The following is a 14,274-nucleotide window of genomic DNA, read 5'->3' as shown; positions in this document are numbered from 1 at the left end:
ATTTGCTCACAATTTAATCATTAGGCAATTGAAACTTCAAAATAAAATGCCTCTCTCTTTTTTCTACCGGAGGCAATTGCATATAATCATGATAAAGATTTGTCAAATACCGATCATAGTCAGCAGGTATATAAACGATTTCTCCTTCAAACAAAGCCTCTTTTGGAGGAAAATATACAGAAGCATCAAATATTTCTCCATTATAATATTTTCTACCAGTAGGAATACCTAGAGGGTTACCATTCTTTGAAGAAGCCACAAAACGATCAAACCAATAAACCCATTTTGCATGTGGAATAATTCCGAAGAAAGATCCCATGATTTTCTTAATCTGATATCTTCTCTTTAACGATGAATCTAGAGATACAAATTCAGACAAAGACTTACTAGGATACTGCGCATACAAAACCATAATGGATATAAACTGGATTACATTGGCAACAAAACCTTTCATGGCTTGCATGAACTTAGACTGAGGTACTGAATCTAAAGCAAATACATCAATATATAAACCTTTAGGGAAGGGAGAGTTTTCATTGAAAAGTTCTATATTAAAGGAGTTCTTTCTATATATCTTCAAGAATACTGTTTTCGCGTCAGCATCCTTATTAGGATAGTCAAACTCATATTTATCACCTAACCTCCCCTCCTTACACAATCGAATCAATCTTTCATAATCATCACGTCTCATCATTACGTCTAAATCATCATCCCAAGGTATAAAACCTTTATGTCGGACTGCTCCCAAACAACTTCCACCACTGAGCATTAATGTCAAGCCTTCTTTTTCACATAATTTCGCTACATCCCTGTATATATCCAACAAAGCTCGCTTCATGGCAGAAGACTCCGAAGATGTCATCTCATGTAAATAATTCGTTTTATGAGCTAACTCATTCATCAATTCACTATCAGATTTCATCTTTACAGTCTTTTTTTAACATCCACCACTTCTCCGGTCAGGGAAGAAAATATAGTATTCACCGACACAGACGCAACAACACTTGATTTCAACAAGGTATCCTCCGGTTCTATGCCAAAATTTCTCTCCCGCATAGGGGTCTTAGTCCGTTCCGGATTAATACAATTGATACGAATACCACTATCCAGCCACTCTTCACTCAACGCTTGTACAAAATTCACGATAGCGGCTTTAGAAGATGAATACAAGCTATATAATTGACGCCCCCTCGTATAAGAACTGGAAGTAAACAGCAGCAACGCCCCTTTGCTCATTTTTAAATACGGATAAGATTCCCTTGCTACAATAACAGCTCCAAGATAATTCACATGAATACTTTTACAAATCTCCTCATATGTCATTGTAGCCAATGGCTCCCGATTCAAGACTCCAGCCGTATTGACAACCGCATCTATACGTCCTTCCTTATCCATGACAGTTCTCAAAGCATCAGCCACTAGAGCAGGATCGGAGACATCCACTCCATTCTCTGAACGGCTGAAAGAATAGATATGCGCCCCGTACTGGCGACAAATATGGATAATATCAAGCCCAATCCCATAGCTTCCGCCAAAAACAACGATAACCGATGAAGGCAAAGCGGCTATAGTCTTAGGAGTTACCGTTTCATTCTGTTGAGCGATTGATTTTAGCTGAAACAATTTATCCAATAAAAACAGATCTTCTTTGTAAGTCAATTTCATATTAAACTGTTCACCCTTGACTACATACACGAATTCTTCCGGAAGATACTTGTAGACAACCCCACAATCATCTGTCGTTTGAAAACTAACATCCTTTAAAGCCAATTCATAAGCTCGTTTTATCGTAGAACGCTTAAAAGCTTGCGGAGTCTGTCCGTTACGCAAATACTCCCTAGCAGGTATTCCGGTAATATGGTCCGCCGCATCAACTTGAATGATCGTATCAGTCGTCTTGATCGCGACATCCACCGCATTATACGTTTTCAAGGCATTGATACAATCAGATATAATACGATCATTGACCAATGGGCGAACCGCATCGTGGAAAATCATATTCACCTCTTCCTCATAAGCATTAATCGCCGCTAAACTTGAATGGTAACGTTCCTTTCCTCCCTTGAGGATTTTCTTCATCTTGGAATATTCATTCTTCACCAAGATATTCTCTACCTCCTGCACATAATTAGGATTAGAAACCACAACGATCTCATCTATTAACGGATGATTTTGGAAAACATCTATCGTATGTTCAATCACTTTTTTCCCCGCTAACTTCAAGAACTGTTTAGGTGTCGCATCTCCTAAACGTTGACCGAAACCACCGGCCAAAACCACAGCTATATTTCTCATGATGTATAGAATATGAATCTTTAAGATATTAAACTTTGAGTCGCTTGTATTTTATCAAAAGAAGCAGAAAAATCACGAAGCGCATCTTTCTCAATATACCTATATTCTCTATTTAAAAGAATCTCAAGGCACTCCTCATCAGACTTAACAAGAAAACCAGTTCTACGATTCCGGATCGTTTCTTGCGTCCCCCCTTTCTTACGTCCGATCGCAGGAATACCACAAGCTTGAGCCTCTAAATAAACCAAAGGAAGACATTCATCATAATTAGACAGTAACCAAAAACAATCAGCCGCAGAATAATAATAACTCAACTCATCCCTATTCCTTCTTCCTAAAAAAATAACAGATGTAGCTAACCCTTCTCTTTTAACCTCTTCCTTCAACGATTGCAAATAAGGGCCATCACCAATAATTACCCATATATATCGGTCATTTTTTTCTATCAAACGCTTATAAACAGATAACATCTCCGCAAGACCTTTCATCTTTTCTATCCTACTAACCGTAAGCAATATATCTTTATCAAAAGCGTCTATTTGCTTCCTAAAATCGGAAGGAATTTCCCTAAATAGTTCTTTATCTATTCCTGTATAGATTACCTGAAATTTATTTGATATGGATTGAAAATCTCCGGCAGAGATTACTTTTTGTCTATGAAAATCACTGACCGAGACAATCTTTCTACAACTCATCAAACACTTCCTATGATAATGTTTCATCCTCAAAAACACGTTATAGAAAAGATTACTCTTCAGGTCTACATTTCTATAAACCCATTCAACCTCCACACCTTGTATGATAGGTACAGTTCTACTCAATTGTTCTTTTGAGAAATATTTTCCTGCTATAGCAGCCGAAGGACACTGATTCAACAAGATAAGATCAAAACCATCCAAATCCATATTTTTCAAGAACGTACCATAATTATACATCCAAAAATACTCACCATATTTATTGGGTACTTGAATATATGTAAATTTAGTACTTTGGATTAGATTCTTATATTCCTTCGATAATACAGTCACTTTATGACCCAAGTCTACCAAAAGATTTGCATAATCATAAGCAACAATGATTCCTCCATCTAAATCTGGAAGAAAAGCATGGGTTATTATTAAGATATTTTTCGTTATTGCATCTTTCAATAAAAGATCATTTTTCATCACGTAATACAACTTTAAAACGATTACAACAAAACTTCATCTTGAAAAAATAAGCCAATTGAATACAAAATAAAACAATAAGTGGTCGATATAAGTTTGTCACTACTGTTAAAGGGCTAGATCTTGGAGATATAAAAAATGCAGGAAGCATATAAAATAGTAGATACATATATGAATATCGATTTTTACACTTACTTATAAACAACATCATCATATATATATATATATAACCCACAATCATAATCCCAAACATATATCCTAAAACATAACACTCTGCTATTGTACTACTTCCCATACCATGCCCTGTCAAATAGAACTTAGGAGAAACTCTGTATGAAAGGTTATCAGCCCAAGAATATCCAGTCTTAACCGTTTCTAAAGTTTGCCCATTAGGTATTCCTAATCCAATTTTTTTCATCACCACATTCTCCCTAAAACTGTTCGTAATAGGACCTATAAAATAAAGCCATCCATTAGAAACTTCATTTTCATGTTGTATTGTTCGCCCTATAGTTTGAATAGAAGTACCTTGTTGCCAAAAAAAAGAATACAATAATTGTGTAAACTGAATTTCATTTTTTTCTTTTACACTATTAAAACCGTCATTGCGATAATTGCTAACAAATTGAGCAATATATATTAAGCCACCCCCTATTATGCCAATTACTAATACCCGCTTTACATTTATTTTAATACCACGAATTACTATATATGATAAAAACATTAATATTTGAGAAAACGTAGCTCCTCTACCACCTGTCCCCAGCATTATTAACAATGTAACAAAATAAAATCCAACGACAAAAACGTATTTTTTACCTATTGGGAATGTACTCAAATACAAATATATACCCGCAACACAAAGATCATCACAAATTCGTAAAAAGGGGTTACTAACAGTTGTTTCAGATTCATTCAAATACACTGATAAATATCCATTATCAGCAACATACAATACAGCCTGATACAAATAAGCCAAATAAGGCAAACAAAAAACGATAAATAAAAAAAATCCTATTTTCCGTATTTGTAGCATTAGAGAATTTTCTTTTATATCCATATCAAACCCGGACTTACCGATAAACAAATTAGAAGTCAAAAAGCCCAAAAAAGAAAATAACAGATAAAACACAATAGCGTTTAACATCTCATATTTGATAGGCAAAGAAAAAAAAGACCAATCATTAGCCCACGTTGCAACATCAAAAAAAGCATTTTCTACTTCAAAAGCATCTAAAAATATGCGAGACATCATAAAAACACCAAATGTAAAAAGATAAAGAATATATGGAAAAACAACCCTCGTCTTAAAACAAAATGATATTATAACACACACTACATATATAAAACAAGAATAATACTTCATAAACGAAACTATTATTTCATTTGGGTTTTGTATCCAAACAAAAAACTGGAAAAGTATCAAAAACAAGAATAAGGCAATAAAAAGTTTTATTTTTTTCATTTAAAAGCAATCTATTTTCAAGAACAACCACAAATATAAACATCCATAAACTATGATAAAAGAACGAACAAATCTATTAATAATATTAGAGATAGAACTCATTAAATTATGATTCCAAATCACTAGTTCTTACAAATTTTAGTCCCTATATCCACTAACTGTTTGTACATATACTCCATTACTCTCCTTCGTTCCTCTTGGAGTACATTATCCACCTTATCATAATCGACAGGTATATTCAAAACAGATCCGATTTTCTGAAAATCTCCTTTCAATATTTTCCTCTCACCCAAGGCCAACTGCTCTAACAATGAGCCCAATTTCTGTTCATTACTATCTCTTACCAACGAACAAAACGGACGATGCGTTATGATCGAAAATATCGTCCCATGAAATGTATCCGTAACAATGTATTCCGCTTTCTTGAACCAAGCCAAAACATCAAACGGAGTTTCCGGTATGACAGCCTCATCACACCAATCATAACGACAAAAGACAGAGATCAATTTCAATCCCTTCGATTTAGCAAACTCCACGATCTTCTTTATTTCATCTTTATCAGAAATACGCCCTTGATAACTATAAATTACCATATAAAGCTGCTGGATATTGATATTTCTCTCTACAATCTCTTTCTCATACCCATATATCAACACTGGATCCAAATGTATCTCTGGCTTAATACCTGTCAAACGCTCCACGATCTCATACGAATTCCTGTCACGGACAGATATGGCCGATAACTTTTTCATTGTACCCCCAATCTCTTCAGTAACACCAGCATTCCACAATTGCTCATAAGTCGTATGTCCAAATGAACCCGCATAAGAGACTACCCGACCCGCTTGAGAAACTCGACCATAAAGTTGAGGAGTATATCCCCAAAAGCTTTTCTGGCAACAATTAAAAACCTCATCACTACCAATAAAAACCACATCAAAACGGAAAGGAGTCAAACAGTCCAAACCTAATACAGGAAATTGGGCGGCAATGCGACCTCTAACCCGTCTCATAAATTGGCGATCCTTCAACAACGAGACTAAACGTCCTTTGAATAAAAAAGAGAAGGCTGTACATGCTTTCGACCAAATTGAAGATCCCGACTCATAACCCGGCAGCGAACGGCCTTTCTCTATATCTATAAAATAAACCTCATCCGCTCCATTTTGTAGCAACAACTGTTTTAAAGCATACGCCTGTAAAAAAGAACCATAGTTTAAGACCCTTTGCATAGAGAGTATTCCCACTACTTTTCCCATTTCAATATTCTGATTAATTTGTTTATGATTCGTTTCAGCAAACAGCATAACTTATACATGATCAACGTAGATCGCAACGAGTGGCCGGAACAGAAACGCACAAGAATCCATGACCGCAACCTCGGTCTACGAGGACATTCCTTCATCTGTCCTTCCGCAACAACATTAAAAGGATGCTCTATCAACTCACAACCACAAGAACACAATATCTTATTTCCCTTTTCCGTGAAGGCAACCGCCGCACTCACACCATCCTCATTCGATTTATAGGTATTACCCCATAAGTCACCAATACGGATATCCGCAGCCGAACGGTCATACTTATATTTGCACCTCTCATAGCAAGCCTTACCCAAACAAGCATCGCTTAAAAAGAAGCGGTAGAACCTGTCTCCTTGAGACAGCCTTGAATTATAGAAACTTTTTTCCCCCCTTATTAACAGATCGTACGAATCATGCCAAGCCGTGAGTTTATTACGCCATGAGACATAAGTAACATTCCCTGTCAATTTCTCCACCTCCTGAAGATACTTCTGCCATAAATGCATAGAGGGGACACCATGGCAGAAGAAGTCCATTAAAACAAAATTATCTTCTACATTAAACTTCCGGATATACCTACGGAAAGAATCTATCTGGCAAGGCGTACCTGTCACCAGATATTTCTCTTTTCGGTTAATCGCCTTAAAGCCATCAACCGTATAACTTTGTATATATTTACTGCCTATACTAGGTATTAATTCCTTCACGGTCGTAGCTATGTAATGCTCGGCCCTTGCCCGCTCCGCATCATAACGCACACCGCATACCTTATAGTCTTCCTCAATCAAGGTTCGCCCCAACTCAAAGCCTACACCACCCGAGGAGCACTTTCTCCGTATAACCGTATCTTTACTCCAAGCCGCATAACTGTGAATCTCAGTACGTCGTAAAGAAGGCTCTTCTTGTAAAAATGAACATACATCCAAGCATAAACCACAGCCTACACATCGGTCTGGATCGATGACTCTCGGTTCATAAAAGCCCTCTTTATTCAATCCAATCCCAATGATCTTTTTACCGCAGACCGTAGCACATACACCACAGCCATAACAATCTTTTATCTCATTTATATTTCTCATAGATCTTATTTAGTTGGGTCATCAATAGTTTTCGTTCTTTGTGATCCAAACCCAAATAATACATGGCCAAACCATCCATCAATAAAGAAATTATCCCTAACAGAATAATTTTCCAAGCAAAACCGATTGTCCCCAAAGGTAAATAGACAATAGGATAAACAACGGCTGTTACCATAATTACCCGACCAACCACCTCCTGCAAATACCTCCACACAGGAAAACCATACAAACGCCGCAAATACCAAAGCCGGAAGAACAAGATCAAGAGGTTCAGCAAACAACGGATCACCAGTACCACCTCTGGCACATACCCCATCCTCAAGAACAAGTAACCGAGTGGCAGATTGGTCAGGATCATCACGCTCATCAGTATCTGGTAATCACGGATCTTCCCCGTGGCCTGTACCGATACCCAAAGTGGGCCTTGCAAAGCGTCCAGCAAGGAGAACAATATCATCAAGCGACAAAACGATACCGTATGCGCAGGTACCTCCCCCAACCACAGTGACAAGACCTCCTCACAGCAGAGATACAGAGGAAAAGAGATAACGAACAGCAAAAAATAAGAATATTTCGAGGTACGCATGATCAAGTCGATGAAATAATTGCGATCGCCTGAGGCGTAAGACTTAACAATTTGCGGATTAAAAGCCGTCTGGAAATTCCCAACGAAACTATAGACCGCCGTTTGTACTTGATTGGCGATACCCATAGCAGCGTTCACCGTCACGCCGAAAAAAAGATTCAACAAGATGTTCAATCCTTGCGAGGCTCCCATATTGGCTATTCCTCCAAACAGACTCCAGCCAGAGAAACCTAGCAACTCGCAGAACAACCCTTTATCCCAAAAGAAATGATAATGACATACTGCAAACGATCGCCTGCAATACAAATAATAACAAGCCAACACCAAAGCCAGTACGACAAACATCAAGAACCCATAAAAGATCAAACGATCCCATGCGGTCCAAGTCAACAAATACACAATCAACAAACGAAACACGGCCTCAATCACACTGATATAAGCATAGAATGACATCCGCTCATGTGCGATAATGGCTGCGTTATAAGGAGCACGCATGATATTAACACAAGTGCCCAATATCGTAAATTGATATGTAAGTGTCACCGCCCATCCCCTATCCGCAGGATATTGGATGTAGCGTTCCAAAAACCACAACCCAGCAGTCTCCGCAAGTACGAACGTCAGCAACGCTATTCCTAGATGGATCGTGACACTGGCAGAGAACACGTGTTGGGTTGTCACCAGATCCCCACGTCCCAACTCATAATTCAAGAACCGTTGCGTGGAGGTGACCATGGCGTTATTGACAAACGTAAAGAGTACAACTATTCCTCCCACCACGTTATAAATCCCGTAGTCCTCTACCCCCAGCATCTGTAATACAACTCGGCTGGTGTATAGCGTCACCCCCATGATCAAGAGCATACGTACATAGAGGAACAGCGTGTTCTTCGCTATCCGCTTATTATTCTCGGATATTGAATGCATATATCTTATTGAGAATTGGTATCCTTCAAATTTAGAGCAACTGTAACACTCTTCAAATTCTCAAGCGTACAACTTTCTTGATTTGCACACAGCCTTCATACTGCTTGGATAGCCATCAAAACGAACCACATAAAAAGCGTTAGCACTGACTTCGGTCACGCAGTATATATTCAAGGGAATATACAGTATATATCCGGATGCACATGTAGTATATATCCTCAAGAGACAGATAGGTAGATATATGTTATAGTAACCGAATATATTTAGGATCGACCTCTACAGCAGCAACCAACAGACCTGGTATCTCTACGATCAAACGTTTCACACGGGCCCCTCGTATAGAGAGTAAACGACCCTCGTAGCCATCCAGTGGACCACCCTCGATGCGGATCATGCGACCGTACATCGCAGGAGTTAATTCTTCCACCAAGAAATAACGTGGGGAATCATCGGAATGGACAGCACAGATAAAACGGTTCATCTCCGCATGGCCTACCGTCATCGGCTTACGGTAGCCACCACGCAAATAACGATATTGGAGGGTACTGATCTCTTCTACGATTGGATCCATACAGGTACGGGTAGTATGGGCAAAAAGTAAATCGTGCAGAAGAGGAACCTCCTCACGAATCCGCTTACCCTTCCTCTCGACCAACCGCCAACGCATAGGAGTGAAAATCTCAATACCCTTTTCCTCTAGCAACCTATAGGCCGGGCGTTTAGCATTGGGACGGGTCAAGTCTCGCAATACGAACCAATCGTCTGTTAAAGGATATTCCATTGGATAAGGGATAATTCTTCTAGTCCTGAAAGGATGTGTATTTTCTTAATATCCAATCAGTTATACAATAGACTCTTGTAAGTTGGAAAGCGTATACTCTCTTTTCAAGACCTTTTGTTGCCATCGAAGCCAACTTGTTTTACGCTCAAAAGACCCTATATTTAATACCGAGAAGGCATTTTTATAGCCTTTGAGCTATTTTGGCAAATAGGCTACTTGGCGAATAGCATTCGTTTCACGCCGCAAATATAGCAAAAAATAACCAAACACAAGCAAACATCAAGCCTTGTTTGTGTTTGGTTATTTTTCACTACATTTGTGTTCGCTAAAAAAGGAGTAATTTAAAATGATCGATCAACCTACCATAGACCGGATATTGGACGCGGCGAACATCGTGGATGTTGTCTCTGAATTCGTGACTCTTCGGAAACGAGGGATCAACTATGTAGGATTATGCCCATTTCATTCGGACAAATCACCGTCTTTTTACGTATCCCCCTCAAAGAATATCTGTAAGTGTTTCGCTTGCGGAGAAGGTGGAACCGCCGTTCACTTCATCATGAAGCATGAGCAACTCAGCTATTTCGACGCTTTACGCTTTCTGGCGAAAAAATACAATATAGAGATACAGGAACGGGAACTTACCGAGAAAGAGAAACAAATCCGTAGCGACCGGGAAAGTATGCTTATCGTCAATAGTTGGGCGGGACAATACTTTTCTACTTTATTACATGAGCATGTTGAAGGGAAAAGCGTAGGTATGCGCTACTTCGCCGAGCGAGGATTGAGGGAAGATATCATCCGTAAATTCCAACTTGGGTATAGCTTGGACCAGCGGGATGCTTTATACAAAACCGCTATAAAAGCAGGTTATAAAAAGGAATTCCTCGAGAAAACCGGTTTAGTTATCGCTTATGATAATGGAAACGTGAACGATCGTTTTCGGGGACGTGTTATCTTTCCCGTCCATACATTAAGCGGAAAGGTCGTGGCATTCGGCGGACGTGTATTGAAAAAGGACGAGAAGACCGCGAAGTACGTAAACTCTCCCGAAAGCGAGATTTATCATAAAAGCAACGAGCTTTACGGCATCTATTTCGCCAAGCAAGCAATCATGAAACAGGATCGCTGTTTCTTGGTGGAAGGATATATGGACGTGATCGGTATGCACCAAGTGGGCGTAGAAAACGTGGTTGCCTCCTCGGGTACGGCGCTCACGCAAGGGCAAATCCGGCTCATACATCGTTTCACGAATAATATCACGGTATTATACGATGGAGATGCCGCCGGAATCAAAGCGGCTCTCCGGGGTATCGATATGTTATTGGAAGAAGGGATGAACGTCAAGGTCGTGCTTCTTCCGGCGGGAGAAGACCCGGACTCTTTTGCCCGTAGTCATAGCGCGAGCGAGTTCGCAGAGTTTATCAGCCAGAACGAGACAGATTTCATCCGTTTCAAGACGAAGTTGTTATTGGCGGAAGCGGGGGGTGATCCGATCAAACGTTCCGCCCTGATCTCGGATATTATCCGTACGGTAGCGATCATACCTGATAATATCGCTCGCTCCGTGTATATCCGAGAATGTAGTACGACCATGGAGATAGACGAGCAAGTCTTACTCAACGAGGTCAATAAGATCCGTCTCAACAAGGAAGAGAACCAAGCGGCTAAATCCGCAAAGAATACACCGCCCGTTCAACCTCCAGCCAATACGATCCCTGAGTATCCGGATTTCCCCGGCTACCAACCGTATACACCGGAAGAGGCAAATACCCTTCCTCCGGAAAATATTCCGCCTCCACTGCCCGAGGACTATATTCCGGAAGAGGAAGCGGGTCCGCCCCCTACTCCTCCATACGAGGTTCCGACGGCTCCCAACATACAGGTCCAACCGAAACGCTCTCCTTTTGAGGCTTATGAGTTGGCTCTTCTGCGCTATATCGTACGATATGGCGAACGTGTCCTCTATGACTACGTAGATGAGGAGACCAACGAGCATGTCATCATGAGGGTCGCCGATTATATCCGTTTCGATCTGGAACGTGATGACCTTACGTTTTATACGCCAGCCTTCAAACAAATGCTGGACGAAGCTGCTGAACATTGTCAAAACGAGGGCTTTATGGCCAGTCGTTATTTCCTTGCCCATCCGGACCCGAACATCAGCCGGCTTGCCGCCAACCTTATTAGCGATAAGTACCAGCTTAGTAAATATCATACGAAGTTCAGGGAACTAGAGCAAGAAGAAGATAAATTGGATTACTTGGTACCCCGGGAAATCTATTCCATGAAAGATGCCTATATCCTCTATAAGATAAAGGATATCCAAGCGAAAATCAAAGAGGCTCAAAACAAGGGTGACATGGAACAGATCTTTGATTTAATGAAACAGAACGCCCACCTCAACGAGATCAAGAACGTGCTCTGCAAAGAGCTGGGTGAGCGTATCGTATTAAAAATGTAATAAAAAACATCTATGAATTTCCTTGAGACAGAAAACGTGGTAAAACAGTACGCCGGGCATCTGGCGCTGAACAAGGTAAGTATCCAAGTTCCTCAAGGAACAATCTTTGGATTACTGGGGCCTAACGGGGCGGGCAAGACGACCTTGATCCGGATCATCAACCGGATTACGGCACCGGATAGCGGAATCGTTCGCTTCAACGGCCATGAATCCAGCCCGGAAGACATCTACCAGATCGGTTACTTGCCGGAAGAGAGAGGGTTGTATAAAAAGATGAAAGTCGGGGAGCAGGCGATCTATCTGGCACAATTGAAAGGTCTCTCCTACCCAGAGGCACGCAGTCGTTTGACCCGTTGGTTCGAGAAATTTGACATCATGCCTTGGTGGAATCGCAAACTGGAAGAGCTGTCGAAAGGTATGCAGCAGAAAGTACAATTCATCATTACCGTGATACACGAACCCGAGCTATTGATCTTTGACGAGCCATTTAGCGGATTCGATCCGGTCAACGCCGATCGCCTTAAACAAGAGATATTGGAATTGAAGGCGGCCGGGCATACCATTATATTCTCAACTCACAACATGTCCTCCGTTGAGGAGATTTGTGACGAGATTGCTTTAATCAATCGCTCTGAGGTCGTCCTGTCCGGCAATGTCAAGGAGGTACGGGAACGGTTTAAGAGTAATACCTATATATTAAATGTACGCAAGGAGACTGGAGGTATTGAGGAGTTAAGGATACGCAAGGAAGAAAATACCAGTAACTCCGATTGGCTTACCCGGCTGGCGTCCCAATATGAGATACTTTCCTTCACGGAAGAGATCCCTTCTATGAATGACATTTTTATCAACACCGTTTCCGGTACAAACACATCAAAAGCATGAGCAAAATTGGATTAATCATCAAACGGGAATATCTCCGGAGAGTAAGTAAAAAGTCATTTATCCTGCTCACGTTCCTCACACCGTTTCTATTCGCTGCACTTGCGTTCGTCCCCCTATGGCTCTCTTCCATCAAGGGAGATGAGATTCATACAGTCGCCATACTCGACGCCACCGGCAAATACGCCCCGTTGTTCGAGGATACGGAAAGCTATCGTTTTATCAACGGCGACAAAGATATGGATAAGTACAGGCAAATGTCGGAAAAGGAGATATTCGCATTTCTCAACATCTCCGACGACTTGCAGAAAAATCCGAAAAACGCAACCCTCTATTCCAAGAAACAAATCCCGGCGGATTTGAGCCGACTCGTCAATATGACATTAAAGAAGCAGATAGAGAGTGACAAACTGGCAACATTCAATATTCCCAATCTACAAGAGATCATAAAAGAAAGTAAAGTAGATTTCAACATACAAACGATCAAATGGGGGGATGACGGAAGCGAAAAGCAATCCTCGTCCGTAGTGGCATCCATAACCGGAGTAATTTTCACCATGCTTATCTATATGTTCATCCTAATCTATGGAGGAATGGTCATGCAAGGGGTTATGGAAGAAAAGACGAACCGGATCATCGAGATTATGATCTCGTCCGTCAAACCTTTCGACTTAATGATGGGTAAAATTATAGGAATCGGTTTTGTCGGGCTTACGCAAGTATTCCTTTGGGCGGTTATGACCTTTATTCTCATCACCGGGGGAACTTTCTTTTTGGGAGGAGGTATGGAAAGCGAGATCTTGCAATCAAGCATGGCACTTAACACAACCCCTAACATGACGGCTATCGCAGCCCAGCAGCATGGAAATGAATGGATAGAGATGCTTCATACGATTAACTTCACCGAGATAGGCATCTTGTTTATCGCTTATTTCATAGGCGGCTACTTATTATATTCTTCTTTATTCGCCGCTATCGGATCAGCTGTAGACGGCCAAGAAGACACGCAACAATTCATGCTACCAGTCACGCTCCTTTTAGTTTTCGCCCTCTATGCGGGAATCTACAGCATGGAAAACCCTGACGGACCATTAGCTTTCTGGTGCTCCATGATCCCCTTCACCTCTCCGATCGTGATGATGGTCCGGGTGCCATTCGAGGTGCCTTTGTGGGAAATACTACTTTCCATTGGATTTTTGTATATATCATCCATCGGTTTTACTTGGTTTTCCGCCAAAATATACCGTGTAGGCATTCTCATGTATGGTAAGAAACCCAGTATAAAGGAGATGTCCAAATGGCTTCGTTACAAATAAAAACATGATATC

11 protein-coding genes are annotated in these 14,274 nt (G+C 40.7%); 3 read left to right on the top strand and 8 right to left on the bottom strand.

The annotated features are described in order from the left end of the window. Positions 1 to 13 precede the first annotated feature (13 nt). The 8 genes from CI959_RS13645 to CI959_RS13610 all read right to left on the bottom strand — a co-directional run bounded on the left by CI959_RS13645 (position 14) and on the right by CI959_RS13610 (position 9,600). Positions 14 to 922: a phosphorylcholine transferase LicD gene (locus CI959_RS13645; RefSeq protein WP_011966606.1), complete on the bottom strand. Its 909-nt coding sequence runs from the start codon at positions 920 to 922 to the stop codon at positions 14 to 16. Between the two features lie 2 nt (positions 923 to 924). Next, a complete protein-coding gene (locus tag CI959_RS13640) occupies positions 925 to 2,295 on the bottom strand; it encodes a bifunctional cytidylyltransferase/SDR family oxidoreductase (protein WP_057317208.1) in 1,371 nt (456 codons plus the stop codon). Positions 2,296 to 2,315: 20 nt separating this feature from the next. Beyond that, on the bottom strand, positions 2,316 to 3,461 hold the full coding sequence (locus tag CI959_RS13635; RefSeq protein WP_057317207.1) for a glycosyltransferase family 4 protein: 1,146 nt from the start codon (positions 3,459 to 3,461) through the stop codon (positions 2,316 to 2,318). Continuing rightward, on the bottom strand, positions 3,451 to 4,926 hold the full coding sequence (locus tag CI959_RS13630) for an O-antigen polysaccharide polymerase Wzy family protein (protein WP_057317206.1): 1,476 nt from the start codon (positions 4,924 to 4,926) through the stop codon (positions 3,451 to 3,453). Before CI959_RS13630 ends, CI959_RS13635 begins: the two co-directional genes overlap by 11 nt. 122 nt (positions 4,927 to 5,048) lie before the next feature. After that, entirely contained in the window at positions 5,049 to 6,185 is a 1,137-nt protein-coding gene (locus CI959_RS13625; RefSeq protein ID WP_057317205.1) for a polysaccharide pyruvyl transferase family protein, read from the bottom strand. Then, positions 6,173 to 7,306 carry a Coenzyme F420 hydrogenase/dehydrogenase, beta subunit C-terminal domain gene (locus CI959_RS13620; RefSeq protein WP_057317204.1) on the bottom strand — a complete coding sequence of 378 codons (1,134 nt, stop codon included), beginning with the start codon at positions 7,304 to 7,306 and terminating at the stop codon, positions 6,173 to 6,175. Before CI959_RS13620 ends, CI959_RS13625 begins: the two co-directional genes overlap by 13 nt. Further along, entirely contained in the window at positions 7,290 to 8,819 is a 1,530-nt protein-coding gene (locus CI959_RS13615) for a lipopolysaccharide biosynthesis protein (RefSeq protein WP_057317203.1), read from the bottom strand. Before CI959_RS13615 ends, CI959_RS13620 begins: the two co-directional genes overlap by 17 nt. A 244-nt stretch (positions 8,820 to 9,063) precedes the next feature. Further along, positions 9,064 to 9,600: a UpxY family transcription antiterminator gene (locus tag CI959_RS13610; protein WP_036612860.1), complete on the bottom strand. Its 537-nt coding sequence runs from the start codon at positions 9,598 to 9,600 to the stop codon at positions 9,064 to 9,066. 346 nt (positions 9,601 to 9,946) lie between these two features. Here CI959_RS13610 and dnaG point away from each other — a divergent pair, with 346 nt between their 5' ends. From dnaG to CI959_RS13595, 3 genes are read left to right on the top strand one after another with little or no spacing between them, the layout of a single operon-like run. Beyond that, entirely contained in the window at positions 9,947 to 12,064 is a 2,118-nt protein-coding gene (gene dnaG, locus CI959_RS13605; protein ID WP_057317202.1) for a DNA primase, read from the top strand. Positions 12,065 to 12,076: 12 nt separating this feature from the next. Next, a complete protein-coding gene (locus tag CI959_RS13600) occupies positions 12,077 to 12,949 on the top strand; it encodes an ABC transporter ATP-binding protein (RefSeq protein WP_057317201.1) in 873 nt (290 codons plus the stop codon). Continuing rightward, positions 12,946 to 14,262: an ABC transporter permease gene (locus CI959_RS13595; RefSeq protein WP_057317200.1), complete on the top strand. Its 1,317-nt coding sequence runs from the start codon at positions 12,946 to 12,948 to the stop codon at positions 14,260 to 14,262. The genes CI959_RS13600 and CI959_RS13595 overlap by 4 nt, the downstream gene beginning before the upstream one ends. The last annotated feature ends 12 nt before the right edge of the window (positions 14,263 to 14,274 follow it).

It is taken from the genome of Parabacteroides sp. AT13, assembly GCF_002272965.1.
Taxonomy (GTDB): Bacteria; Bacteroidota; Bacteroidia; order Bacteroidales; family Tannerellaceae; genus Parabacteroides; species Parabacteroides distasonis.
This window is presented reverse-complemented; position numbering and strand designations above follow the sequence as displayed.